At 70.1% G+C, this 24,131-nt stretch carries 21 protein-coding genes; 14 read left to right on the top strand and 7 right to left on the bottom strand.

Annotation, left to right across the window (positions count from 1 at the left end; all coding sequences use genetic code 11):
- Positions 1-83: 83 nt before the first annotated feature.
- A complete protein-coding gene (locus AB5J55_RS14340) occupies positions 84-1,250 on the bottom strand; it encodes an ROK family protein (RefSeq protein ID WP_369276181.1) in 1,167 nt (388 codons plus the stop codon).
- Here AB5J55_RS14340 and AB5J55_RS14335 point away from each other — a divergent pair.
- On the top strand, positions 1,201-1,686 hold the full coding sequence (locus AB5J55_RS14335) for a hypothetical protein (protein WP_369276490.1): 486 nt from the start codon (positions 1,201-1,203) through the stop codon (positions 1,684-1,686). The genes AB5J55_RS14340 and AB5J55_RS14335 overlap by 50 nt on opposite strands.
- Positions 1,687-1,814: 128 nt before the next feature.
- Positions 1,815-2,396, top strand: a complete 582-nt coding sequence (locus AB5J55_RS14330) for a biotin transporter BioY (protein WP_369271051.1) — start codon at positions 1,815-1,817, stop codon at positions 2,394-2,396.
- Positions 2,397-2,517: 121 nt separating this feature from the next.
- Here the strand turns inward: AB5J55_RS14330 and AB5J55_RS14325 are convergent, their stop codons facing one another.
- Complete coding sequence (locus AB5J55_RS14325) at positions 2,518-3,246, bottom strand: hypothetical protein (RefSeq protein WP_369271050.1); 729 nt, start codon at positions 3,244-3,246, stop codon at positions 2,518-2,520.
- Between the two features lie 250 nt (positions 3,247-3,496).
- Between AB5J55_RS14325 and AB5J55_RS14320 the strand changes: the two genes are divergently transcribed.
- A complete protein-coding gene (locus AB5J55_RS14320) occupies positions 3,497-6,529 on the top strand; it encodes a protein kinase (RefSeq protein WP_369271049.1) in 3,033 nt (1,010 codons plus the stop codon).
- A gap of 104 nt (positions 6,530-6,633) precedes the next feature.
- Here the strand turns inward: AB5J55_RS14320 and AB5J55_RS14315 are convergent, their stop codons facing one another.
- Complete coding sequence (locus tag AB5J55_RS14315; protein WP_369271048.1) at positions 6,634-8,115, bottom strand: amino acid permease; 1,482 nt, start codon at positions 8,113-8,115, stop codon at positions 6,634-6,636.
- Between the two features lie 217 nt (positions 8,116-8,332).
- Between AB5J55_RS14315 and AB5J55_RS14310 the strand changes: the two genes are divergently transcribed.
- Together AB5J55_RS14310 and AB5J55_RS14305 are read left to right on the top strand one after the other, a co-directional pair.
- Positions 8,333-8,818, top strand: coding sequence for a ribose-5-phosphate isomerase (locus AB5J55_RS14310; protein WP_369271047.1), 486 nt, complete (start codon positions 8,333-8,335; stop codon positions 8,816-8,818).
- 270 nt (positions 8,819-9,088) lie between these two features.
- Positions 9,089-9,898: an Fpg/Nei family DNA glycosylase gene (locus AB5J55_RS14305; protein WP_369271046.1), complete on the top strand. Its 810-nt coding sequence runs from the start codon at positions 9,089-9,091 to the stop codon at positions 9,896-9,898.
- Positions 9,899-9,926: 28 nt separating this feature from the next.
- On the opposite strand, the gene AB5J55_RS14300 is transcribed toward AB5J55_RS14305, so the two are convergent.
- Positions 9,927-11,198 (bottom strand): GNAT family N-acetyltransferase, encoded by a 1,272-nt coding sequence (locus AB5J55_RS14300; protein ID WP_369271045.1) that lies wholly within the window; start codon positions 11,196-11,198, stop codon positions 9,927-9,929.
- A 162-nt stretch (positions 11,199-11,360) separates the two neighbouring features.
- Here AB5J55_RS14300 and AB5J55_RS14295 point away from each other — a divergent pair, with 162 nt between their 5' ends.
- Positions 11,361-12,542 (top strand): PP2C family protein-serine/threonine phosphatase, encoded by a 1,182-nt coding sequence (locus AB5J55_RS14295; protein ID WP_369271044.1) that lies wholly within the window; start codon positions 11,361-11,363, stop codon positions 12,540-12,542.
- A 329-nt stretch (positions 12,543-12,871) separates the two neighbouring features.
- Positions 12,872-13,336 carry an HD domain-containing protein gene (locus tag AB5J55_RS14290; protein WP_369271043.1) on the top strand — a complete coding sequence of 155 codons (465 nt, stop codon included), beginning with the start codon at positions 12,872-12,874 and terminating at the stop codon, positions 13,334-13,336.
- A 42-nt stretch (positions 13,337-13,378) separates the two neighbouring features.
- On the opposite strand, the gene AB5J55_RS14285 is transcribed toward AB5J55_RS14290, so the two are convergent.
- Complete coding sequence (locus tag AB5J55_RS14285) at positions 13,379-14,509, bottom strand: acyltransferase family protein (RefSeq protein ID WP_369271042.1); 1,131 nt, start codon at positions 14,507-14,509, stop codon at positions 13,379-13,381.
- 612 nt (positions 14,510-15,121) lie between these two features.
- On the opposite strand from AB5J55_RS14285, the gene AB5J55_RS14280 reads away from it, so the two are divergent.
- Both AB5J55_RS14280 and AB5J55_RS14275 read left to right on the top strand, forming a co-directional pair.
- A complete protein-coding gene (locus tag AB5J55_RS14280; protein WP_030044846.1) occupies positions 15,122-15,316 on the top strand; it encodes a hypothetical protein in 195 nt (64 codons plus the stop codon).
- A 100-nt stretch (positions 15,317-15,416) separates the two neighbouring features.
- Positions 15,417-17,570, top strand: coding sequence for a protein kinase (locus AB5J55_RS14275; RefSeq protein ID WP_369271041.1), 2,154 nt, complete (start codon positions 15,417-15,419; stop codon positions 17,568-17,570).
- A 1,267-nt stretch (positions 17,571-18,837) separates the two neighbouring features.
- Here AB5J55_RS14275 and AB5J55_RS14270 read toward each other — a convergent pair.
- Both AB5J55_RS14270 and AB5J55_RS14265 read right to left on the bottom strand, forming a co-directional pair.
- The gene (locus AB5J55_RS14270; protein WP_369271040.1) at positions 18,838-19,386 is read right to left on the bottom strand and encodes an AAA family ATPase; all 549 of its coding nucleotides are present in this window, start codon (positions 19,384-19,386) and stop codon (positions 18,838-18,840) included.
- A gap of 5 nt (positions 19,387-19,391) precedes the next feature.
- Positions 19,392-20,150: a GntR family transcriptional regulator gene (locus tag AB5J55_RS14265; protein WP_369271039.1), complete on the bottom strand. Its 759-nt coding sequence runs from the start codon at positions 20,148-20,150 to the stop codon at positions 19,392-19,394.
- A gap of 192 nt (positions 20,151-20,342) precedes the next feature.
- Between AB5J55_RS14265 and AB5J55_RS14260 the strand changes: the two genes are divergently transcribed.
- From AB5J55_RS14260 to AB5J55_RS14240, 5 genes are read left to right on the top strand one after another with little or no spacing between them, the layout of a single operon-like run.
- Complete coding sequence (locus tag AB5J55_RS14260) at positions 20,343-20,585, top strand: hypothetical protein (protein WP_369271038.1); 243 nt, start codon at positions 20,343-20,345, stop codon at positions 20,583-20,585.
- Positions 20,582-21,316: a helix-turn-helix domain-containing protein gene (locus tag AB5J55_RS14255; protein ID WP_369271037.1), complete on the top strand. Its 735-nt coding sequence runs from the start codon at positions 20,582-20,584 to the stop codon at positions 21,314-21,316. The genes AB5J55_RS14260 and AB5J55_RS14255 overlap by 4 nt, the downstream gene beginning before the upstream one ends.
- Positions 21,313-22,734 (top strand): replication initiator protein RepSA, encoded by a 1,422-nt coding sequence (repSA, locus tag AB5J55_RS14250; protein WP_369271036.1) that lies wholly within the window; start codon positions 21,313-21,315, stop codon positions 22,732-22,734. Before AB5J55_RS14255 ends, repSA begins: the two co-directional genes overlap by 4 nt.
- Before the next feature lie 2 nt (positions 22,735-22,736).
- A complete protein-coding gene (locus tag AB5J55_RS14245; protein ID WP_369271035.1) occupies positions 22,737-22,946 on the top strand; it encodes an excisionase family DNA-binding protein in 210 nt (69 codons plus the stop codon).
- Positions 22,946-24,079, top strand: coding sequence for a tyrosine-type recombinase/integrase (locus AB5J55_RS14240; protein ID WP_369271034.1), 1,134 nt, complete (start codon positions 22,946-22,948; stop codon positions 24,077-24,079). Before AB5J55_RS14245 ends, AB5J55_RS14240 begins: the two co-directional genes overlap by 1 nt.
- Positions 24,080-24,131: the final 52 nt, after the last annotated feature.

Genomic DNA, 24,131 nt, shown 5'->3' with positions numbered 1-24,131 from the left:
TGGGTGCGACAGCTCACGAACGGGCTCATGAGCAGGATGTTCCTGGTCATCGGTGGTCCCTGTCAATATTCCGAGTTTCTGAATTAAATAGCCTCAGGTGACGCGGCCAACGGATCCCGGTAGAGCACGTCCAGCGCCACCGATCCGCCCGCCACAGCGAGGACCGAATCCGCGAAACTCGTCGGCACGACCGCGGCTGCCCGCTCCGTCCCGGCCGCTTTGCGCAGCGCGCCGAGACAGTCCTCCCGGCTCAGGACGCCGATCTCGGTGACGACGACGGTCTCCGGGTTGAGCACGTCCTGCAGCAGCCCCACCGCCCGGCCGGTCATCCGCGCCCGGTCGGTCAACAGCCGTACCGCCACCGGGTCCCCGCCCGCCGCCGCGTGCACGACATGCATGGGGTTCGCCCCGTCGATGACGCCCGCAGCCCGCGCCCGCCGGCACAACGTCCGCTCGCTCAGCTCGACCTGGAGGCAGCCGACCCGCCCGCAGTCGCAGGTCTCCGTACCGCCCGGCACCGGCAGATGGGCGATCGCGCCGGCCTGGGAGCGGGGGCCGTGGTGCACCTCGTCATTGGTGGCGAAGGCCGCGTCGACCACATTGCCGACGAACAGATGCAGCACGCTCCGGCTGCCGCGCGCCCGCCCGAAGAGGCGCTCCGCGTTCACCAACGCCCGCGCGTGCCCGTCCACATGGACCGGCAGCCCGGTGTGCGCGCCGAGCACCTCCCGCACCGGCACCTCGCGCCAGCCCAGCATCGGGTGCTCGACGACGGTCCCGGAGTCCCGGTCCACCCAGCCGCCCGCGGCGAAGCCGACGCCGAGCGCCCGGCTGCCCGGCGCCGCGTCCAGCAGCGCGGCGAGCCCGTCGGCGGCGCGGGCCAGGACGCCGTACGGATCGATGGCCCCCGAGTGCTTCAACTCCCGTTCGGCGACGACCCGTCCACGCAGATCGAGCAGCGCCACGGTGGTGTACGGCACCGCCACATGCACCCCGCCCACCACGAACCGGGAGTGGTCCAGGTCGATGGGTACGTGCGGCCGGCCGACGCCCTTGGACCGCCGGGGTGCGGCGGCCTCCCGGACGAACCCGAGCTCGGTGAGGCGGGCGCAGTGGTCGGTCACCGAGGCCGGGGACAGGCCGGTCAGCCGGGCGATGGTGCTGCGCGCCACCGGCCCGTGCTCAAGGACGGACCGCAGGATGACGCTGGCGCTGGTACGGCGCCGGTCGCTGTCGGAGACACGGGGGATCGGAGACGAATGCGAGGTCGAGGTTGAGGTCGAACTCGGAGTCGGAGTCGAAGTCGCGCTTGAAGCCGAAGTCGGGGTCGAAGTCGAAGTCGAAGTCGAAAGGGTGGGGGCCGCGATACGGGGCATGGGGAACTTCCTCGGGAGCCGGTCCGACACTGCGCCGTCTGGTGCGGGCGAGTCGAACCGACGGCCGACTCACCCCGGACGGCGACAGGCGGCCGCGCCCACGCGTCGCAGGTCGACGTGGCGACGCGACGAGAAGTTCCGGGACTGGGCGACCATGTGCTCGAAGCTAGCAAAACGGCCCACCGCTGCCCAGACGGCGACCGACGGGCGAGACGGGCGAGAGCGGCAGACCGATGGGCGAGACGGGAGACCGGCCTGTGAGCTGGACGTCCTCGCCTCAGTGACCGGCATCACCTCGTACCCGGTGTAACCCCCATCCTTTGTCCGGAGCCCACCAACCCCGTGATCCGCCCTTTGTCGACCACTGACGGTGATCGGCATGCACACGCTGGGATAGCGTCGCAGCGTCCCGTACTGCCCTCACCTCGCGGAGTCCCCATGAGCACCGCTGCCGCCGCCCCCGCCCGCCCCGGACAGGTCCTCGCCGACCTGCTCCCGGCCTCCCGCGTTCGCGACATCGCGCTCGTCGTCGGCGGTGCCGCGCTCACCGGCCTCGCGGCCCAGATCGCCGTGCCCGTGCCGGGCTCCCCGGTGCCGGTGACCGGCCAGACCCTCGCGGTGCTGCTGGTCGGCACGGCCCTCGGCGCCGGTCGCGGCTTCCTCTCCCTCGCGCTGTACGCGCTGGCGGGCATCGCGGGTGTTCCGTGGTTCGCGGAGGGCACCTCCGGCGCCGCGGCCCCGTCCTTCGGCTACATCCTCGGCATGATCCTCGCGTCCACCGTCGTCGGCGCCCTGGCCCGCCGCGGCGCCGACCGCACCGCCCTGCGCACCGCCGGCGCCATGCTGCTGGGCGAGGCGATCATCTACGCCGTCGGCGTCCCCTACCTGGCCCTCGCCACCGGCATGTCGGCGACCGCCGCGATCGCGGCCGGCCTCACCCCGTTCCTGATCGGCGACGCCCTCAAGGCGGCCCTCGCGATGGGCGCGCTGCCCACCGCCTGGAAGTTCGCCAACCGCTGACGCCGCAGTCCTCGCGGAAGAGGCTCGCCGGGTGAGTACTGCACCCGGCGAGCCTCTTCGTGTTTCCGTGCGCTTCTGCGCCGGACAGGGCCCGTTTCCACGTCGCACAGGGCCCGCCGGGTCAGACCTCCTGCGACCGCCGCGGCCGCCGCAGTTGAGACCACCACAGCCCGGCCGCGCCGGCCGCGATCAGTGTCGCGCCGGCCGCGCCCAGCGGCAGGACGTCCCGGCCGAGGCCGGTCTTGGGCAGCTTGTCGGCACCCGGTGCGACCGGCTTGTTGTCGGTGCCGAGCAACAGCGGGGTGGCCGGAGCGTCCGGTGACGGGTTCGTCGTACCGAACGGCACCGGGCCCTGCTGCCAGTAGGTCTTCTTGCCGTCACCGGTCTGGACGGGGAGGCAGATATTGCCCTCCTTGCCCAGGTCGTACGTCGCGGCCACGGCATACGACTTCGACTCACCGGCGGGGAGATTGTCGACGGGGCAGGCGAAACCGCTGTTCGAGCCCTCCGGAAGACTGTTCTTCTCGATTGCCGAGCAGCCCTCGACATTCTTGACCGTCAGGCCGTCGAACCCGACGACCAAAAGCTGGATCTTTCCGCTGTCCTTGGTCCCTTCGTTCTTGACGGTGGCAGTGATCTCGGTTTCCTCCGAACTGTTGTTCACCGAGATTTTCTCGGGCAGTTCGGTGGTGAGCTGCACGCCCGCCGGTGCCTCGTCGATGACCTTTCCCCCCTTGCTGCTCCCGGGCCCCTGGTCGTCCGCACTGGCAGTGAAGGAAAGGATCATCACCGCCGAGAAAGATGTCGCGACCAGCGATCCCGCGATGGCCGTCGTGCGACGAGAACTCATGTTCGTCCCCCTTGCCTGCGCCTGAATTCGCAGTACTTGAAGAGGTACCACAAGATTTCTCCGCACTATGCTGGTACAGCCTGAAGTGTGACCATTGTGTTTCAATGGCGAATGTCTGGTGCGGCATCGAGGGGGGTGCAGTGGATTGCCGGGGAATATGGGAAATACGAGGAGCGGTGGGGTTCCAGGTTTACTGGTGACGGGGCGCTATCGACTGGTCGAGAGTATCGGCCAGGGGGGAATGGGGCGCGTGTGGCGAGCGGTCGACGAAATACTCGATCGTCTGGTCGCCGTCAAGGAAATGCGCATCGACGGCCTCGACCCGGAGGACACACGCACACGTCGTGAACGCACCCTGCGTGAGGCGCGGGCGACGGCGAGGATCGACCACCCCAACGTCGTACGGGTCTACGACGTGGTCGACGAGGGCGAACGCCTGTGGATCGTCATGGAGTTGGTGGCCGGCCGCTCCCTGGAGCGCATCATGGCGGAGGAGGGCCCGCTGGGCCCGTGCGAGACGGCCCGGATCGGCATCGGCCTGCTCGCGGCTCTGCGCCAGGTCCACGACCGCGGGGTGCTGCACCGGGACATCAAGCCGGGCAACGTCCTGGTGGAGACTGAGGTCGCGCGCGGGCGGGGCCGGGTGGTCCTGACGGACTTCGGCATCGCGGCGATCCAGGACGCGAAGGCGCTCACCATGGTCGGCATGCTGGTCGGCTCGCCCGACTACATGGCCCCCGAGCGCATCTCCGGCCGCCCCCAGGGCCCACCGTCCGACATCTGGTCCCTGGGCGCCACCCTGTGCGCGGCCCTCGCCGGCCGCTCTCCCTTCTCCCGCGACACGACCCTCGCGACCCTGCACGCGGTCCTGTACGAGGAGCCCGAACTCCCGCCCACGGCAGGCCCCTTGCGCAACATCCTCGCCGCCCTCCTGGACAAGGACCCGACCCTCCGCCCCGGCCTGGACACCCTGGAAACGGCCCTGGAGCCGGTGGCGTTCCCTGCCCCTACGCCAACGATGCCGGTGGCGGCGCCCGCGCCGGTCACGCGTGCGCCGGGGGGAGGGGAGCCCGAGACCATGGCGGGCCCCGGCCGGCCGGGCGCGGAGGCTCCTGCCGGCCCCGGGGAGTTGGACACGGGGGCTGCCGCCGGGCCCGGGCGGTCGGACGCGGAGACTGCCGCCGGGCCCGGACGATCGGGCGCGGAGACGGCTCCTGGCTCCGCGCGATCGGGCGCGGGGGTTGCTGCCGGCCCCGGGCGATCGGGCGCGGGGGTTGCTGCCGGCTCCGGGGGATTGGACGCGGGGGCTGGCGCCGAGGCCGGGCGGTTGGACGCGGAGACTGCCGGTGGCCCCGGGCGATCGGGCGCGGGGGTTGCTGCCGGCTCCGGGGAATTGGACGCGGGGGCTGGCGCCGAGGCCGGGCGGTTGGACGCGGAGAGCGCGGTCGATCCCGGCGCGTTGGGCGCGGGGGCTGTCGCCGGCTCTGGAACGTGGGGCGAGGGGACCGCGTGGCCCACGCCTGGTGCGGCACCCGAACCGGCCCCGCCGAGCACGTCCGTGCCGGAAGCGGGCCCGGCGGTCGGCAAAGGGCCCGAACCAGTGCCTGGTCCCGAGCGGGACGCAGCGCATGGGCCTGAAGCAATACGTGGCCCTGGCCTCGTAGGGGGCCCTGACCCCGCACGCGGCTCTGATTCCGTACGGGGCCCTGACTCTGAAGGTGGGCCTGATTCCGTACGGGGTCCTGACTCTGAAGGTGGGCCTGATTCCGTACGGGGCTCTGATCCTGCACGCGGTTCCGACTCCGCACGTGGCTCTGACTCCGTCCGCGCCTCGGATCCCGCACGGGTCTCCGACCCCGCCCGGACCTCTGACTCCGCACCCGCCCCTGATCCCGCACGCAGCGCCGACTCCGCACCCGCCCCTGATCCCGCACGCAGCGCCGACTCCGCACGAGGCACTGCCCCTGCACGAAGCCCTGCCCCCGAGCATCACAGCGGACCCGAACCCATACCCGGCCCGCACCCTCAACCTGCCCGCCCCGAGTCTCTACCCGAGCCCGAACGGGGAGCGGCCCCAGACCTAGCGGCAGCCAACCCCGACCACCCTGCATCGGCATCGGCAACGGCAACCCCCCACCTCCCCTGGAGCCCGAAGCCCCCAGGGGAATCGCCCACCCCCGCCTACCTGGAGGCCCCCCGCTTCCCGGCCCTGCCCGATCCCCGCCGGCCGGACGACGTACGCGACGCCGTCCCGCCAACGCCACCGAACCCCACCTCCACCCCGACCCCGACCCCGACGACCCGAGTCCCGGCCACACCCGACGCCGAGGTGCCCGCACCCGAAGCGGCCACCTCTGCTCCCTCCACCGCCACCCCGCCCCCAGCGACGGAGCCCCCTCGCGCCCCCAACGCCTCCACCGAGCTCGCCTCCCAGGGAAGTTCAGAGGTGCGTTCACCCACCCCGGCCGGTCGTTCCGGCAGCGTGGCGCCCCGCCGCAACGGCGTCTCCCTGATGCGCTCCGAAGCGGTGACCGAGAGGCGGCCGGCGCCGGGGCCGGCGCACGGCGGTACGGGGCCCCACAACGCCAGGCCTCCCACCCCTCCCTCCATGCCGCCCGGCGAACTCCCCGGCCCCGCCGTCCCGGCCGAACGCCGACGCGGGCGGCATCGCCGTACGACTCTCATCGCGGCCGTCGCAAGCGTCGCCGCCGGCGCCGTCGTAGCGGTCGTGCTGGTGGCCAACTCCGGTTCGCCCGAGGACGACAAGGCAAGCTCCTCGCCGTCGCCGCTCTCCTCGGCGGCGTCCTCCCCGGGCGCCGGCCCCTCGTCCACGGTGGAGGGCACGTCGAGGCCGCAGAGCCTGCCGCCCGGCTCGCGCCGTGAGGCGGGCGGGTTCGCGTGGGTGCCGCCCGAGGGCTGGCAGCGGGACGTCAAGACCGGGTCGGAGGTGCACTACACGTCACCGGACGCCAAGCAGGAACTCGCCGCCAAGTCGTCCCTGGCCCGCGACGACCTGATGGACTCCTGGCAGAAGTCGGAGCAGAACGCCCAACAGGGCCGGGACTACAACAAGATCCGCCTGGAGCGGACGACGTTCCGCGGACACCCGGCGGTGGTCTGGGAGTACACCTTCACCCTCGACGATCTGCCTTGGCACGCCCGCCTGCTGGGCTTCACCGTCGACGGGAAGTCGTACCAGATCAACACGTGGTACCAGCCGGACATCGAAGAGCAGGCGCTGAAGACCTACGAGAAGGTGAGGGACGGCTTCACCGTGCTGTGAGCACGAAAGCCGAGGGGCCCTCGGAACGCGCAAGCGTTCCGAGGGCCCCTCGATCTCGTTCTCAGCCCAGTTCTCAGCCCTGGGCCGAGGAGGTGGGGCAGAGATCAGCCGGTCTTGACCTCGTCGTGCTGCACATCCGACGCGGCGGCGGCCTCGACAACCGCCGGACGGTGTCCGCCGCGGACCTTCTGCTTGATGAAGGCGACGGCCAGTACGAGCGCGGCCACCAGCAGCGACAGCAGCACGGTCTTGCGACCGTCGTGCTCGGTGTCGGTGAGCATGTAGCCGAGGACGAACACGATCAGCGCGGCCGTGGCCCAGGTCAGATACGGGTACAGCCACATCTTCACGACCAGCTTCTCCGGCGCCTCGGCCTTGATGATCTTCCGCATGCGCAGCTGCGAGAAGCAGATGGCCAGCCAGACGAACAGGGCGACCGCACCGGAGGAGTTGACCAGGAAGAGGAAGACGGAGTCCGGGAACTTGTAGTTGAAGAACACGGCCACGAATCCGAACGCGACGGACGCGAGGATCGCCGTACGCGGCACACCGTTGCCGGTGGTGCGGGCGAAGGACTTCGGCGCGTCCCCGCGCTGGCCGAGGGAGAAGGCCATGCGGGAGGCGGTGTAGAGGCCGGAGTTGAGGCAGGACAGCACCGAGGTCAGCACGATGAAGTTCATGATCTGACCGGCGTGCGGGATGCCGAGGGAGTCGAGCGCGGCGACGTACGAGCCGTCGTCGGCGATGGACTTGCTGTCCCAGGGCAGCAGGGCCACGACGACGAAGATCGAGCCGAGGTAGAAGACGGCGACACGCCAGATGATGCTGTTGGTGGCCTTGGTGACGGCCTGCTGCGGGTTCTCGGACTCACCCGCGGCGAGGGTGGCGATCTCGCTGCCCATGAAGGAGAAGACGACGAGCAGCACACCGGTGAGGATGGCTCCGGGCCCGTTCGGCAGGAATCCGCCGTGCTCGGTGAGGTTGCTCAGCCCTGCTTGCTCGCTGTCGACGCCCGGCAGCAGCCCGAACACGGCCAGCCCGCCGATGATGATGAACGCGGCGATGGCGACGACCTTGATCCCGGCGAACCAGAACTCGAACTCGCCGTACGAGCCGACGGAGACCAGGTTGGTGGCGGTCAGCACCACCATGACGATCAGGGCCCAGGCCCACTGCGGGACGGACGGGATCCAGCCCTCCAGGATCACCGCACCGGCGGTCGCCTCGACCGCCAGCACGACCACCCAGAAGAACCAGTACAGCCAGCCGATGGAGAACCCGGCCCAGCTGCCGAGCGCGCGGTCGGCGTGGGCGGAGAACGATCCGGAGGTCGGGTTCGCCGCGGACATCTCACCGAGCATCCGCATCACCAGCACCACGAGCGTGCCGACGAGGGCGTACGAGAGGAGGATGCCGGGGCCCGCGGTGGCGATACCGGAGCTGGACCCGACGAAGAGCCCGGCGCCGATGACACCACCGATGGCGATCATGGACAGATGGCGGTTCTTGAGCCCGGCCTGTAGGCCGTGGCCGCCTGCGGCCGGTTCGGCCGGTCCGGCCGGTTTCTGGGTCGGCTGCGAAGTCATGGAACGGATTTCCTTTGCGCCGTGGTGAGCGGTTCTCGTACTAGCGGGGTGCATGAGGCGTACGAGTCGGACCAGTGAATCGGAGGAGAACGGATTCGGGAACCTTTGATTCGGGATTGTTACTTGAGGTTTCCTTGAGCTTCCATGGCCTGGGTCACAATTAACACGATCGACACCCGGCGCTGCTGCCCCTTATCAGCCATGTCACACTCGTTCCATGCGCGTGTATCTCGGCTCCGACCATGCGGGCTTCGAACTCAAGAACCACCTCGTCGACTGGCTCAAGGCGGCCGGCCACGACCCGGTGGACTGCGGCCCCCACATCTACGACGCCCAGGACGACTACCCGCCCTTCTGCCTCCGCGCGGCGGAGCAGACGGCCGCGGACCCCGACGCCCTCGGCATCGTGATCGGCGGCTCGGGCAACGGCGAGCAGATCGCCGCCAACAAGGTCAAGGGCGTCCGCGCGGCGCTGGCCTGGAGCGAGGAGACGGCCTCCCTCGGCCGCCAGCACAACAACGCCAACGTCGTCGCCGTGGGCGCACGCATGCACACCCAGGACGAGGCGACCAAGTTCGTCGAGACCTTCCTCAACACCCCGTACTCCGGCGAGGACCGCCACACCCGCCGCATCGAAATGCTCTCCGCCTACGAAACGACAGGCGACCTCCCCCCGATCCCGCCGCACCACCCGCAGCGGTAGCGCCACAGGGCTCCGCCCCTCGATGCCGGGGGCTGCCGGGGGCTGCGCGCGTCGGCGGCACGTTCTCGACGCCGGTCCAGGTACTTCAGCCCGTCCGGCGTTTGAGGACGAGGCCCTTCAGGCCGACAGCTGGGGTCCGGGGGCGGCAGCACTCAGGTCCCGGGGTCGAAGGGGCAGAGCCCCTGGAGGACGGGAAGGGTAGGGGCGGCGGGGGCGAGAAACCCGCTGCACCGCCGCCGGCAGGCACCCGCACACCAACAAGGAGCCACCGTGCCCGAGGGCCACACCATCCACCGTCTGGCCCAGGACTACGCCACCGCATTCCTCGGCACCACCCCCCACGTCACCAGCCCCCAGGGCAAGTTCTCAGACGCCGCAGCCCTCCTCGACCGCGCAGAACTCACCCACACCGAGGCCCACGGCAAACACCTCTTCCTCGCCTTCCGCGACACCGACTGGATCCACATCCACCTCGGCCTCTTCGGCAAGGTCAACTTCGGTGCCGCACCCGCACCCCCACCCACGGAAACCGTCCGCCTCCGCCTCGCGAACACCACCGCATACGTCGACCTGCGCGGCCCCACCACCTGCGCCCTGATCACGCACACGGAGAAGCAGGCGATACACGACCGCCTGGGCCCGGACCCCCTCCGCGCCGACGCGAACCCGCACACCGCCTACAGCAGAATCTCCCGCAGCCGTACGACCATCGCCGCCCTGCTCATGGACCAGAAGGTCATCGCCGGCGTCGGCAACGTCTACCGCGCCGAGGTCCTCTTCCGGCACCGCATCGACCCGTACAGCGCGGGCAAGGACATCACCCCCGCACAGTGGGACGCCATCTGGACGGACCTCGTCGACCTCATGCGCGAGGGCGTCCGCAACAACCGCATCGACACCGTCCGCCCCGAGCACACCCCGGAGGCGATGGGCCGCCCGCCCCGCGTCGACGACCACGGCGGCGAGGTGTACGTCTACCGCCGGGCCAATCTGCCCTGCCACATCTGCGGCAGCGAGATCCGCACCGCCGACCTGGCCGCCCGCAACCTCTTCTGGTGCCCGAACTGCCAGACGCCGTAAGCAATCCCCGTAGCGAATTGACCGGGCGTCAGAACCCGTGCGGCAACCACGGAGCCACAGTGGAGGCGAACCCCACGGACGCCTCCGCCAACGCCCCCTGCCGCACCTCCCGCACGCGCCCGGCGGCACCCAGCGCCCCCAGGCTCACGCCGCCGAGATAGGCAGCCCCCAACTCCCTTACGGACAGGGAGAGATCGGGGGCGTCCGTCGTACGCTCGCACGACGCACCCTTGGCATCCCCCATCAGGCGCCAACGCCCCGTGTTCCAGGGGCAGAAGGCGTCCTCGACCTCGAACACGACGTCCACCGGCGCCTGGTACGTCCTCGCCGCCAGTGCGGACCCGACATCCACCAGCCGTACGTGCAGGGCGTCCTTCACCCGCACCACGCACCGTCGGAGGTCCGAGACCTGGTGCAGCCACGCCTCGTCCGTCGGACGTGACCGCACCGTCACCTTGGACGTCAGGTCGATGCCGAACAGGAACCGCCACAGGGCGGCCTCCGCCACCGGGGTCAGGGCCTGAACATCCCGCAGCTGCACGGCACCACAGGGGCCGTTGCCGTCCCACTCCGGCTTGACGCGGAACCGCGCGTACCCGACGACCTCGCCGCCCTGCTCCGCCAGCACGCACTGCAGCGGCGACGCGCCCTCCCGGTCGCTCTCCGGGTCGAGCAGCCCGAGCCGCTCCCAGCCGGGCAGCCGTGCGAGCATCCCGGGCCGGCCGGACACCTTGCGCGCGTACACCGCCTCGCACGCGTCGAGGACGTCGGCCGGTACGGCGTAGCGCAGCCGTACGTCGTCGGTGCCGGGCGGCACGGACAGCCGCACGCGCGCGGTGTCGATCTCGGCGCTCACCTGGTAGGTGCCGATGCCGTAGCCGAACCGGCCGTAGATCTCCGGCTCGGAGGCGGTCAGCACCGCCACCGGCCAACCCCACTCGCGCACATCGTCCAACTGCCGGCGCATCATCGACGTAAGCACGCCGCGCCTGCGGTGCGTGGCGGCGACGCTGACCATCGTGACGCCGGCGGCGGGCACGGCGGCTCCGCCGGGCACGGTGAGCCGGAAGCTGAACGCGCCGGCCGTCCCCACGCACACGTCCCCGTCCCAGGCGCCGAGGGAACGGTCGAGCTCGGTGAGGGAGTCCCACAACTCCCGCTCCTCGGCCGCCTCCGGGACTCCACTGAAGGCGCGGATCAGGGTGTCGTACCAGATGCCCCATTCGTCCTTCCGTAGCACCCGCAGCTCGGGGCCGGCGGGGTCCGGACGGCCGAAGTCGCTCGCACTGTCTTTCGCCATGAAACATGCCTACCAGGGCATTGCGGGACGAGCGAGGGAATTTCTCGGTGCCCGCGGCAAGGCGGCTTTCCGTGAAGTTCACTGTGAAGTCGAACCTCGGACGGGGGACAAGTGGGACCTCCCGTGCCAAGCAGCTGGTCCGATGGATAGGGTCCCGAACTAATGGCAGCAGGACGAGAGCGGCGCACGGTGGCCGAGACGTTCACGGCCCGGTTGAAGATGCAGTGGCACCGGGCCCGCGTCGGCGTGCGCAGAAGCGCCGTGGACTACTTCCGCGGTGACGGCTCCGACTGGATCGCACTGGCCGGCCTGCTGCTGACGGTCCCGCTGATCTGTGCCGTGACGATGGCCAACCCGGTGTGGTTCTCGCCCGCCGCGCTGGTGCTCCCCATCGTCGCGGGCGGACTGCTGCTGCGCCCGGCGAGCCTGCTGGGCCTGTACGCGGCGGCGGCCACCGCCCTCATCGTCGAGTCGGTGCAGCTGGGCCCGTACACGGAGGGGCCGTCCCGCGTCACCCCGGGCGTGGTCCTGGTCGTGGCGGCGTGCGGGTTCTTCGGCCTGCTCATCGCGCAGTTCCGCAGCCGCGTGGGCGTGCCCTGGCGGCGCGGCGGCACGATGCTCTTCGACCTGCGCGAACGCATCCGCGTCCAGAGCAAGCTGCCGCAGCTGCCGCACGGTTGGCATCGCGAGATGGCCCTGCGCCCGGCAGGCGGCCAGTCCTTCTCGGGCGACTTCGTGGTCGCGGCCCGCACGAACGGCGGCCGCACCCTGGAGGTCGTCCTGACGGACGTCTCGGGCAAGGGCATGGACGCGGCCTCCCGAGCCCTGCTCCTCTCAGGAGCCTTCGGCGGCCTGCTCGGCAGCCTGCCCCCACACGCGTTCCTCACGGCGGCCAACGGCTACCTGCTCCGCCAGGACTGGGACGAGGGCTTCGCCACATCGATCCACCTGGTCCTGGACCTGGACTCGGGCGACTACGAGCTCTACTCCGCGGGCCACCCCCCGGGCCTCCAGCTCAGCGCGGGCAGCGGCCGCTGGGAGGAGAAGGCCGCCGAGGGCCCCCTCCTCGGCGTGTACGACGGCGCCCAGTTCGACCCCGTGAAGGGCTCCCTCCGTCCCGGAGACGTGCTGATGCTCTTCACGGACGGCCTCGTCGAAACATCCGACCGAGACATCGTCGAGGGCATCGACCGCCTCACCGGCGAGGCCGACCGCTACGTGGCCGGCGGCTTCCACGGCGCAGCCTGGCACCTGATCGAAGCGGTGGCGAAGGACGTCAACGACGACCGAGCCCTCCTACTGATCTGCCGAGAGGGCCCAACGTCCCAAACAACACCCCGCTGACCGCCCCGCCGTCGAGGGCCCTGCGCCGTCCCAGCCCGCACCGGATGTACCTGTCGGTGCCGGCCCAGGTATTCCGGCCCGGCTTCGGCGTTTGAGGGCGGTTGTGTTTCGTCCCTGGCCCCCACCCACCCGCTGGGGGCGCGCACGCATACCGGCCGGTCCCTGTCGGCGCCGGTCCAGGCACTTCAGCCCGTCCGGCGTTTGAGGACGAGGCCGTTCAGGCCGAAGCGGGGGTCTGGGGGCGGCAGCCCCCAGGGGACCGGGGTCGAAGGGGCGGAGCCACTGGAGGACGGGCAGGGTAGGGGCGGCGGGGGCGAGACACTGGACGCGTGACCGAGACCTCCCGAACCCCGCTGTCCCTGACCGCCGTCGAAGACATCGCCCGAACCGCCCACGCGTCCCAGACCGACAAGGCAGGACGCCCCTACACCGAGCACCTCGCAGCCGTAGCCGAAGGCGTCCGCACACACGGCGGCGACGAAGACCAGATCGCCGCAGCCTGGCTGCACGACGCCGTGGAGGACGACGCCCTGTCCGACCAGTGGCTGGCACAGGCCCCCCTGAGCCCCCGCACCAAGGCCATCGTGCTGGCGCTCACCAAGCGCCCCGGCGAACCCCCCGAGACCTACGCCGCCCGCATCCTCGAAACCCCCGGCGCCCTGCTCGTGAAGCAGGCAGATCTGGCCCACAACGCCGACCCGAACCGCCTCGCCACCCTCGACGAACCGACCCGTAAACGACTGACCGAGAAGTACGCACGGATGCGCGCACTTCTCGGTCTGAAAGCCGACTGATGTCCCACGGCGAAACCCCGATGGGCCCGGTCGGGCGTCGACTCAGGCGTTGACCTTCTCGCGAGAGGCGGACCCTTCCCGCTTCTCCCGCTCCCGAGCCAACTCCGCGGCATCCCGCTTGAACGCCCACTCCATCTTCGGCTCCATCGCGAACCGGAACACCCGCTGCACGGGCGCGGTGCACAACAGCGTCACGCCGACGGCCGCGAGCACGGTGACGAAGATCTCGCCGAGCGGCCGCTGCAGCCAGGCGTGCTCGAACCAGCCCTGGTAGTCGCCCGCCTTCACCACGAAGCCGTGCAGCAGATAGCCGTACAGCGTGCCCGCGCCGAGCGCCGTGAACCACATGTGCCGGCGCGGCACCCACGCGAAGAAGCAGGCCGTCAGCAGCAGCGAGCAGCCGAACATCGCCAGCACCATGACCGGCCCGCTCCACCACGGCGCGGCCAGCTCCTGCGCGGCGTCCCGGTGGTAGAACCACGCGGTGTTCATCCGCGGCACCGCCCACCAGCCGAAGCCGAGCGCCACCGCGAACACCGGCACGGACAGCATCCGCACCGTGCGCGTGCGCACCATGTGGAAGTGCTCGGGCTTCATGATCAGACCCAGCACGAAGTACGGCAGGAACTGCAGAACCCGCTGCAGATCCAGGTCGTCACCGATCTCCGGGGTGACGGTCCCCGCCATGGCGAGGCCGAGCGCGATCGGCAGCGGCCAGCGCACCATCTTCCAGATGGGGGTGGTCATCCGCCAGATGAACAGCGCGCACAGGAACCACGTCAGGTACCACGGGTCCAGCAGGCTGATGTCCTGGCTGGGGTCGTCGTCGATCCAGCGCTTGAAGAGCGGGTACGCCGTCTCGAAGACGATGTACGGCACGGCGACACCGGTGATCAGCCGCTTCAGCCGGCTGGGGCTCGCGTCGAAACTGCGCGAGAAGAAGCCGGAGATGATGATGAACGCCGGCATGTGGAAGGTGTACACGACGGTGTACACGGCCTCCAGGATGCGACTGTCGCCCTTGATCGGCTCCCAGGCGTGGCCTATGGCGACGAGCACGATCGCCAGGTACTTGGCGTTGTCGAAGAACGCGTCGCGCTGCTTGGCACCGCCGGACGCGGGTCTGTTGTCCGCCTGAGCCTTCTTGTTGTGGGGCGAGCGCGGACTCGGCACTCCGTCCGCCGACGACTCTGCCGGGGGGAGTGGCGCTCTGTTGTGGCCGTGCGGTCGCAGCGAGTTGTTCACAGACCCTCCCACCGGAAGCCGGGGGAGTAGATCCAGGCCCTCGCTGCGCATGCGGGGGACGAGGCAGCATGGAACATCTGAGGCACCCTAGCGTTGCCTATGGGATTTCGTAAAACCTGCGAGGTCGTTCCCGGTTATTGCGTTCGAACTCGCGTGTACAACGAACATGCACCTGGCAGACACCTGTTGGGCACCCGCCTTGTCCGGATTCATCCCGACTAAAAGGTGCATATGGTCAGGAGCCGACTCTGATGGAATGATCAACTCACCCACAATTCGAATTACCGGCGAACACGTTGTGTGCCGATGGAAACGAACCCGTCGAATTCTCTTCGCCGGTGTTCCCTCGAATTGCTGTACGCACGCAACGCGAGAGGTGACCGCGTCCGGCGCGCCCGCACAGATCCGGCACAGGTGTGGCGAACGAAACGTCACGTGCCGCATAGCCAGGCCCGGTTGGTGGCACGATGGTTCTGGCGGGGGTGCGCGGGGTTGCATCCCCGGGCCGGGAGAGCGGACCGACCGAGGGTGTGATCTGTTGTGGCCATTTCGCTGTCAGTGGTGTTGCTGTTGGCGATCATCTTGGTGGTGCTGATCCGTGGCGGATCCCTGAAGGCCGGCCCCGCCGTCGTCGCCGTGCTGTTCGGCTTCTTCCTGGCCTCGACGGGCATGGCCGACGACATCCAGCGGTTCCTCAACTCGATAGCGGAGACCATCAACTCGATCCAGTTCTAGGGTCCGGCAGGCGGCTTCCGGGGCCCGTGGGGCGGCCCGGAAGAGTACGGATACCCTCGTTCGAGTTCGTCGAACGGTACGGAACGGGGGAACGTACGGGATGGCGCTGCGCGAGACCGATCCGGCGGAGGTGGGTGGCTACCGGATCGAGGACCGTCTCGGCTCCGGCGGCATGGGGGTGGTCTACCTGGCCCGCTCCGCCTCCGGACGTCGCCTCGCCCTCAAGGTCGTGCACGCGCAGTACGCCGACGACGACGAGTTCCGCACCCGCTTCCGCCGCGAGGTGGCCGCCGCCCGCCAGGTCAGCGGCGCCTTCACCGCTCCCGTCGTGGACGCGGACGCCGACGCGCCGCGCCCCTGGATGGCCACGCTCTACATCCCGGGCGAGGACCTCGGCACCCACATCCGCCGCCACGGCCCCCTGCCGCTGCCGAAGTTGCGCGAACTCGCCGCCGGCCTCGCCGAGGCCCTGCGCGACATCCATCGCGCGGGAATGGTCCACCGGGACCTGAAACCGGCCAATGTGATGCTCGCCGAGGACGGCCCCCGCGTCATCGACTTCGGCATCTCCCGCGCCACCGAGTTCGGCGCCTCGGACGTCCTCACCCAGACCGGGCGCGTGATGGGCACACCGCCCTTCATGTCCCCGGAACAGTTCTCGTCCCCGCAGGACGTGGGCCCGGCCGCGGACATCTTCTCCCTCGGCTCGGTCGTCGCCTACGCCGCCACCGGCCACGGTCCCTTCGACAGTCCGAGCCCTTACGAGACGGCCGTACGCGTCGTCGACGGCACGCCGGAACTCGACGACGTGCCGGCCGACTTGCTCACCTTCGTCCACCTCTGCCTGGAAAAGCACCCCAAGTCCCGCCCGACACCCGACGAGTTGCTGGGGTTGCTGCGCGACGGCCGCATCCCGGAGCCGAGGCCGCCGGAGCCGACGAAGGCGGACGAGGAGACCTCACCCGTACGACCGCCCAGGCGCCGCAGACGCTTCTGGTCGGCCGTCGCGCTGGGCGCCGCGCTCCTCACCGCCGTCACCGCCACCACCGTCGCCGTGACGGATGACGGCTCCGCTCCCGCCGACCTGCCGGCCGGCTGGCAGGCCTGGCACAAGAAGTCGAAGGACCCGAGCGTCGACAAGGAGCCGATCGGCCCCGGAGGCCCCTTCAACCGCTGTATCGCCTCAGGCACGTCGCTGGTGTGCGCCGGCGACGAGGTCATGGCGACCCGTTTCGCCCTGGCCGACGGCACCAACACCTGGGCCCGCCCCGTCGACGCCACCCCCGACGACATCGGCAGCAGCAGCTCCAACGGGGGCACGATCATCGGGGCCCGCGCAGGCCGTGTGTACGTCTACGGCTCCGACGACAGGTCCCTGGCCGACGGCGTGACGACCCCGACCCGCTACACGATCCGGTCCCTGGACGCCGAAACCGGCAAGGTCATCTGGACGACGGTCACCGGCGACAGCGAAGAGGCCACGGAGCCCAGCAGCGACCAGGGCGACTCCATCGCCGTCACCGAGGGGGTCATCGCCACCTACGGCAAGCGAGGGGAGCAGTACGCCCTGCTCGCCGCCGACGACGGCACGGTCCGCTGGAAGCGCACCTACCCCGACCCGAACGATCAGATGTGCCTGCTCCGCAGCGCCGCCGGAGAGGGGTACGTGGTCTGCCAGAAGTTCGCAGGCGACGACATCACCGGCACGAGCGTGACCCGCCTCGACCCGGCAACCGGCCGCGCCCGCTGGACCGTGCAGGTCAAGGGGGAGCAGGACCTCGTCGGACAGACCGACGGGCGCCTGATACTGCTCGACACGGGCGGCACGCACCGCACGATGACCTTGCTCAACGCGTCGTCGGCGGTCCTGACGACCGTACGGCTGTCCAAGGCCCAGCCCGAGGGCTCCACCCCGGTCCTCCTGCGCGGCACCCTCTACTTCACGCTCCCCAGCGGCGGCGTCCGCGCGGTCTCCCCGCGGACCGGCAGACAGCTCTGGGAGAGCAACTCCACCGTGGAGCATTCGGGCCCCCCGACCGCCTCCGCCACCCACCTCTACCTGGCGTCCCCCAGCGGCCGCCTGGCCGCCCTGGACGTCCGCACCGGCGCCCTGAAGGCCGCACTGCCGGGCCGCGACGACAGCGGCACGGTCGACTTCCCCGGCATCTCCGCCTCACCCGTCCTCGTCGGCGACGCCCTCTACGTCCCGTACGGCATCCGTTCGGTCTACACCGTGGACGTACGCGACCTCTGACCGGGAGGCTTGTCGGTGCCTGGGCGGCCCGGAGACGGCCGCGAAAACGATCAGGGCCAGGTCGGGGACTAACCCTGTGACCTGGCCCTGAGCCGTATGGAGCGGGCGACGGGAATCGAACCCGCGTAGCTAGTTTGGAAGATCGCGTAACCGTTGGTCGGCTGAGCAGGCCTAGCGATGACCTGCGAGGTTCCGTGACATTCCCCGTGGCTTCCCGTTGCTCCCTGCTCGATGCCGCCTGTGCGGGCACGTGGGGGGCACGCTTGGCTGTCTAGCTACATCCGGTACAGGAGTAGGGCTACCACCCCGGTCAGGGCTGTGATCAGACTGGCGATTGCCGTGATCAGCGCAGCCGCCTGGTGGCCCCTGGGGGTTGGATCCACGATTTCCCTTGGTGTACTGTTCGCCGTTGTAACCCATACTCCATGGCATAGCAATGGTGCATCGGGTTCTGGGTGGTCGTGCTTCGGCACGTTCTGCTCCTCATATCGAGTGACCCGTACGGCGCGTCCGCCAAGACACAAGCGCCATACGGGTCTTCGGTGTGCAGTTGGGCAACTTTAGCAGGCGTGGTCCCACAACTGCCCCTGTGTCACGTGAGGTTGGATCGGTGGGCCTGGCTGCTTGTCGGAGACCGTAGCAGCGCGGCAATAGAGTCCGGATCCAGCCGACTTCCTTGGCGCCCACTTCCAGCAACGAAGCGCTTGGTCTGAGCGGTGCACTGGTGGGGTCTTGGCGGTGCCTTAGGGGGGCGTTGGTGGGGCGTTGCGCCGGATTTGGACGGTCCCAAGGTTGGCCGGAATGCCGCCCATTGGCCGACGGAATCTCACCAACCCACACCTACCCCAGCTCCCATCCCGTCCGCCGTCGACCCACACACCGTGGAGCGGGCGTGGTTCATGGCGTCCAGGTGGAGCGCGCCACTGTACGAACGACCTGGACGCCATGGGCCGCGTCTGCTCGGCTCTGCCTGGGTCGATGGCGGACGGGATGGGAGCTCCCCGCGCACGCCACTACGGGCCCGCAGTCGGGAACGGCGCCCCCTCCATCCCGGTGCCGGCCGATCCCCCGCCGGAGGCATCGTCTTGACCGTCGCCCGCTATGCGGTCTCTACCTTCGGGCCGTTGCTTCGCTGCGGCCCCATGGGCCGACCCCGGCGCCGAAGGCGCAGAGGGGTCGGGCCCAAGGGGCCAGCCCGCGCCTCGCGCGGGCACTTGATGAGGTAGAGAAACCTGTAACTCGTGCCCTGGTGGCCTCGCGCTCCCGGCTATGAGCGGTCCAACTCCGCTTGCAGAGTCTTGAGTACGGACTCGGGGTCCCCGTCGTAGACAAGGTGCGGCTCGTCGGGCTTCGGGGCCACGAATCGCTTCCGGTAGCGGATCAGGTCGCTCTCGGCGAAGTAGATCGAGTTCGGGTCGTCCTCGTGCCGGGCGTTGCGCTTGCTCACGCGGGACCACAACTCCTCGTGGCTGGCCTCCAGATAGACCAGTACCGAGACTGCGCCACCTTCGGCGGCGACGGATCGCCAGTGAGCGCGGTCTTCCGGCGTCCAGAAGCCGTGGTCCACCACGACGTCGTGTCCGGCCTGAAGCTGCTCGCGGAGTAGGACTGAGGTCTCTTCGAGGATCGGTCGCTCAAGCGTGGGGAACGTCCCTCGGGGGAAGTCGACCCCGTACACGCCGTGTCGGCGGAACATCTCCTCGTCCGGGCAGAGCCTGACGAAGCCACGGGCTGTCAGCTCACGGGCAAGAGTGGTCTTCCCCGAGCCGGGCAGTCCTGCCATGAGGACGCAGAACGGTCGGCGAGCGGTGTTCACGTCCGTCACTGGGTGACTTCCGATTCCGTCTGCCACGTACGACCGGGGCCGCCGAGGTCCACGCCGTACTCGACGACGGTGCCTTCGCTGTCGACGAACTTCGCGGTCATGACGACCACAGGTTCCCGCCGGGCCTTCGCGGGGTCCAGCTCCAGGAGCTCCGCGTCCTCGGGGGTGAGCAGTCGCGCCGATGCGGTGTCGAACCGGTGCGTGATGGGTCGGCCGGTGGCCTGCGCGATGAGCTGGAGCGACGTCCCGCCCGTCAGCCGCTCACTGCTCGTCAGTTGCGGGATCAGCTCTCCGTACCGGACCGGAATCCATGACGTCGAGTGGGCGACGATGCCGTGCCGGTCTCGGTAGACCCGGCTGCGCCGGATCACCTCGGAGCCCGGCTTGATGTCCAGTGCTTGTGCCACTTCTGCGGGCGCCGGCACTACCGAAGCCTCGTGTGAGTCGGACCGTTCGCCGGTTCCCCAACTGGAGCCGGTGCGGCGCCCTCGGTCCTGGCGCTGCGATCCGGAGGACATCGGGGCGGGGCGGTCCAGGACCTCGGTGCCGATGCCGTGGATGCCTCGGACAAGACCCTCGTTGCGCAGCTTCCGGAGCGCCTTCTCGGCGGTCGCGGCGCTGACGCTCCACTCCTGCGAGAGGTTCTTGATGCTCGGCAGCAGTGAGCCCGGCTGGAGTTCTCCGGACGTGATCAGCTCCGCGTAGTGGGCGGCAATCTGCGCGTAGGGCGCTCGATTGTCTGCCTGGTCCGCCATCGCGTCGGCTCCCTTGTCTCTGTGGCTACTTCCCTAGCGTACCGCTTGACACCCTAAGGTGCCCTAGGGAACCTTAGGGATGTACCGCCGCATGAATGAGAGAACTCGGCACGACCCACGTCTGCCCAGGGACGGCGCCTCAACCGCCAAGAAGATTCGCCGCCCCTGGCTCCCTCGAAGGGAAGTCCCATCATGCCCGTGACGCTTGCTGACGCGCACCCGGCGCCGTTATCTGCCCCGCTGTCCCGCCGCGATGACGCCGTAGTCCTGCCCTCGCCGTGCTGGGGCTGCGGCGCACTCGGAGGACTCGACTGGATCAACGTGGACGGCATCGGCGTCCTGGTCCACGGCCAGAAACGCTGCCCGGTCGCGGAGCCCTTCATCTGGAAGACGGGCCAGCCGGTGACCTCGCTCGCTGAGGTGGTTGCCGCATGACCTCCGCAGCTATCAACGGGAATGAGCGGCTGCGTGCCGCCATGGTCGCCGCGAACGTCACCATCGAGGGCCTGGCCGACCACCTGGGCATCGACCCGAAGTCGGTGGATCGGTGGCTGAACACGGACCGGACCCCGCACGCCCGCAACGCCGAGGCCGCCGCCAAGTACCTGCACGCGGACGCCTATCACCTGTGGCCCAGGCTCGGCGAGCGTCACCGCTCCGCGCCGACCGCTCAGGATGAGGTCGTCGCCTGCTACCCGATGCGCTCAACCGTCCCCTACGGCCTGTGGCGCTCGACGCTGGCCGGTGCCACGACGGTGATCGACCTGGCGGTGTCCAACCTGCTGTTCCTGGCCGACGCGGTCTGGGACCTGCCGACCCTGCTGGCGGACAAGGCATCGGCCGGCGTCCGCGTCCGCATCGTCACCCCGGAAGATCGGGCCGGACCTGTCACCGGGCTGGGCGACGTCTTCCCCTCACTGCTGACGGTTCCCGGCCTGCGAATGTCCACGCACCCCGGACTGCGGGCCGACGTCCTGCGCGCGGATGATGACCTGCTGGTCACCACACCGATCGACGGCCTCACCCCTGCCCTGGCTCCGGTCCTGCACCTACGCCGGTTAGGCCCCGCCCCCATGACCGGCGGCTACCTGGCCACCCTCGACCACCTCTTCGCCACGGCCACTCCCGCCCGGCCGGTCTCGCACCTGCGGGCGGTGGCCGCATGACCCACCTGCCCGTTCCCACGGCTGCCGTCTTTGACGTGGCGGCAGCTGTGGGCACCGATCCGCTCACCCTCGCCGACCTGCTCCGGGTCGCCAACACCCCGGGCTTCGACCGCTGGCAGGAGCAGATACGCCGCACGGGCGGCTGCTCCAACCCGATCCACCTGCAAGGCTCGACGGTCACCCGCGAGGCGAAGACCGGCGACGTCCTGTACTCCTACTCCACCGACCAGGAGCCCGGCGGACGCCTGCGCGTGGCCTGCGGCAACCGGCGTGCCTCGCGGTGCCCGGCCTGCGCCTGGACCTACGCGGGCGACGTCTATCACCTGATCCGTGCCGGGATCACTGGCGACAGCCGCATGGGCATCCCAGGTCGGGTGCGTCACCACCCCGGCGTGTTCGCCACCCTCACCGCCCCCTCCTTCGGCCCGGTTCACAACCGGCCCGCCTCGGGGCGCTGCCGTTGCGGCGTCCAGCATCCCGCCCACGATCCGGTCCTTGGTACCGCCCTCGATCCCGAGTCGTACGACTACGCGGGGGCGGTGCTGTGGAACAACCACGCCGGGGACCTGTGGCGGCGCTTCACCATCTACCTGCGCCGGGAGGTCGCCGCCCGCGCGGGCATCACCCAGGCCGCCCTACGGGAGACCTGCCGGGTCTCCTTCGGCAAGGTGGCCGAGTTCCAGAAGCGGGGCGCGGTGCACTTCCACGCCGTGGTGCGCCTCGACGGCCCGGAAGGCCCCGACGCCCCGCCCCCGGCCTGGGCCACCGTCGCTCTCCTCGAGGCGGCGATCCGGGCGGCGGCTGCTCGGGTCGCGGTGCCCGTCCCGTCCGCCGGCGCTTTCGCCGGGCGCGTTCTGCGGTGGGGATCGCAGGTCGACGTCCAGCCGATCGGCGGTATGGACGGGGTGGAGCTGACGGATCAGGCGGTCGCCTCCTACGTCGCCAAGTACGCCACCAAAGCCGCCGAAGCCACCGAGACCGTGGACCGACGTATCGGAGAGCTGTCAGAGCTGGACAAGCTGGCCTTGCCCGCGCACACCCGGCGCCTGATCGAAGCCTGCCGGGACCTGGACGACGCCTACCCGGACCGGCTGCTGTGGCGCTGGGCTCACATGCTCGGCTTCCGCGGCCACTTCATGACCAAGTCCCGCGCCTACTCGACCACGCTCACCGAGCGGCGCCAGGTCCGAGCCGACTACCGAGCCCGCCAGGAACGCCGTGAACGTGGCCTACCCGACCCGGACGACACCGAGGGCAGCACGCTCACCCTCGCGCACTGGACCTATGCGGGGCACGGCCACAGCCCCGGTGAATCCTGGCTCGCCGCCACCATCGCCCGGGACATCCGCCTCAACCGAGAGACAGCACGCGAAGCCCTGACCGAACTGCAAGACCGAGAGACCGCGGGGGAGTGGTGACCATGGAACGCCTTCTCGACGTGCACCAGGTGGCCGAGCTGCTCGGCACCACCGTCCGGTTCCCTCGGCGCCTGATCGAGGAACGGCGGATCGCCTTCGTCAAGATCGGTCGGCACGTCCGTATCCCGGAGAGTGCCGTTGCGGCCTTCATCGCGGAGAACACCGTCCAGCCGGTCAGCGCTCGTCCGGGGACGTTCAGGAGGGCTGCCTGATGGCTGCGAAGCGCCGACAGTTCGGCCGTGTGCGCAAGCTCCCGTCCGGCCGCTACCAAGCCCGGTACGTCGGCCCTGACGGCGTCCTGCGGCCTGCCCCGGACACCTTCCGTACGAAGAGAGACGCGGACGCCTGGCTGGCAGACAAGCAGACCGAGATGCGGCGCGGCGACTGGCACGACCCTGACTCCGGGAAGGTGCCGTTCGGCTCGTACGCCGCCGCATGGATCGCTGAGCGGGAGCTGACGAACACCACGCGCCAGCTCTACGGCTCGCTGCTGCGGCACCACCTGGAGCCGACCTTCGGGAACGTCAACGTCACCGACATCTCGCCCCCGTTCGTGCGGCGCTGGCGTGCGGACAAGCTCGCCTCCGGTACCGGCCCGACGACGGTCGCCAAGGCGTACGCCCTGCTGAGGGCGATCCTGGGCACGGCGGTCGCCGACCAGATGATCCGGCGCAACCCGTGCACGATCCAGGGCGCCAGCACGGTGCACACCCCGGAGCGCCCCACCGCCACGGTCCAGGAGGTCTACGACCTGGCCGACGCGATCCAACCCCGCTACCGGGCGCTCGTCCTGATGGCCGGGTTCCTCGGTCTGCGCTGGGGCGAGCTGATCGGGCTCCACCGACGGGACATCGACCTGGAGGCCGGCGCCCTGCGGGTCCGCCGCGCGGTCGCAGAGCTGAACAACGGCGAGCGTGAGATCAAGGCACCCAAGAGCGCTGCTGGCAAGCGGACAGTTTCGATCCCGGCCGTCATCGTGCCGGACATCCGTGATCACCTGGAGCACTACGCCGAGCCTGGAGCTGACGGCCGCGTCTTCGTCGGGGCCAAGGGCGCGACCCCGCGCCGGAACCACTTCAATCGGCTGTGGCACCAGGCGTGCGAGGCCGCTGGGGTCAAGGGCCTGCACTTCCATGATCTTCGGCATACGGGCAACACCCTGGCGGCGTCCACGGGAGCCAGCACGCGTGAGCTGATGGCGCGAATGGGCCACAGCACGGCGCGCGCTGCACTGATCTATCAGCACGCGAGCGCCGACCGTGACCGGCTGATCGCCGAGGCGCTGAGCGGCCTGGTCGACAGAGGACGCAGACCGAAGGGGCACGCAGGGGGCACGGCGGGCTGAACACCGCCCCGGAAAACGATCAGGGCCAGGCGGAGGAGAAACCCTCCGGCCT

This window comes from Streptomyces sp. R11, assembly GCF_041051905.1.
Lineage (GTDB): Bacteria > Actinomycetota > Actinomycetes > Streptomycetales > Streptomycetaceae > Streptomyces.
Note: the sequence above shows the minus strand (reverse complement) of the source record. Positions and strands in the feature narration are given on the sequence as shown.

What these genes read in the sequence shown, in the direction of transcription:
- AB5J55_RS14295 (WP_369271044.1), top strand. Translation starts at nt 11,361, where the DNA reads ATGGCAGCAGGACGAGAGCGGCGCACGGTGGCCGAGACGTTCACGGCC.
- AB5J55_RS14255 (WP_369271037.1), top strand. Translation starts at nt 20,582, where the DNA reads ATGACCTCCGCAGCTATCAACGGGAATGAGCGGCTGCGTGCCGCCATG.
- AB5J55_RS14300 (WP_369271045.1), bottom strand. Translation starts at nt 11,198, where the DNA reads ATGGCGAAAGACAGTGCGAGCGACTTCGGCCGTCCGGACCCCGCCGGC.
- AB5J55_RS14265 (WP_369271039.1), bottom strand. Translation starts at nt 20,150, where the DNA reads ATGGCGGACCAGGCAGACAATCGAGCGCCCTACGCGCAGATTGCCGCC.
- repSA (WP_369271036.1), top strand. Translation starts at nt 21,313, where the DNA reads ATGACCCACCTGCCCGTTCCCACGGCTGCCGTCTTTGACGTGGCGGCA.
- AB5J55_RS14315 (WP_369271048.1), bottom strand. Translation starts at nt 8,115, where the DNA reads ATGACTTCGCAGCCGACCCAGAAACCGGCCGGACCGGCCGAACCGGCC.
- AB5J55_RS14335 (WP_369276490.1), top strand. Translation starts at nt 1,201, where the DNA reads ATGACGCTGGCGCTGGTACGGCGCCGGTCGCTGTCGGAGACACGGGGG.
- AB5J55_RS14275 (WP_369271041.1), top strand. Translation starts at nt 15,417, where the DNA reads ATGGCGCTGCGCGAGACCGATCCGGCGGAGGTGGGTGGCTACCGGATC.
- AB5J55_RS14240 (WP_369271034.1), top strand. Translation starts at nt 22,946, where the DNA reads ATGGCTGCGAAGCGCCGACAGTTCGGCCGTGTGCGCAAGCTCCCGTCC.
- AB5J55_RS14245 (WP_369271035.1), top strand. Translation starts at nt 22,737, where the DNA reads ATGGAACGCCTTCTCGACGTGCACCAGGTGGCCGAGCTGCTCGGCACC.
- AB5J55_RS14310 (WP_369271047.1), top strand. Translation starts at nt 8,333, where the DNA reads ATGCGCGTGTATCTCGGCTCCGACCATGCGGGCTTCGAACTCAAGAAC.
- AB5J55_RS14325 (WP_369271050.1), bottom strand. Translation starts at nt 3,246, where the DNA reads ATGAGTTCTCGTCGCACGACGGCCATCGCGGGATCGCTGGTCGCGACA.
- AB5J55_RS14330 (WP_369271051.1), top strand. Translation starts at nt 1,815, where the DNA reads ATGAGCACCGCTGCCGCCGCCCCCGCCCGCCCCGGACAGGTCCTCGCC.
- AB5J55_RS14260 (WP_369271038.1), top strand. Translation starts at nt 20,343, where the DNA reads ATGCCCGTGACGCTTGCTGACGCGCACCCGGCGCCGTTATCTGCCCCG.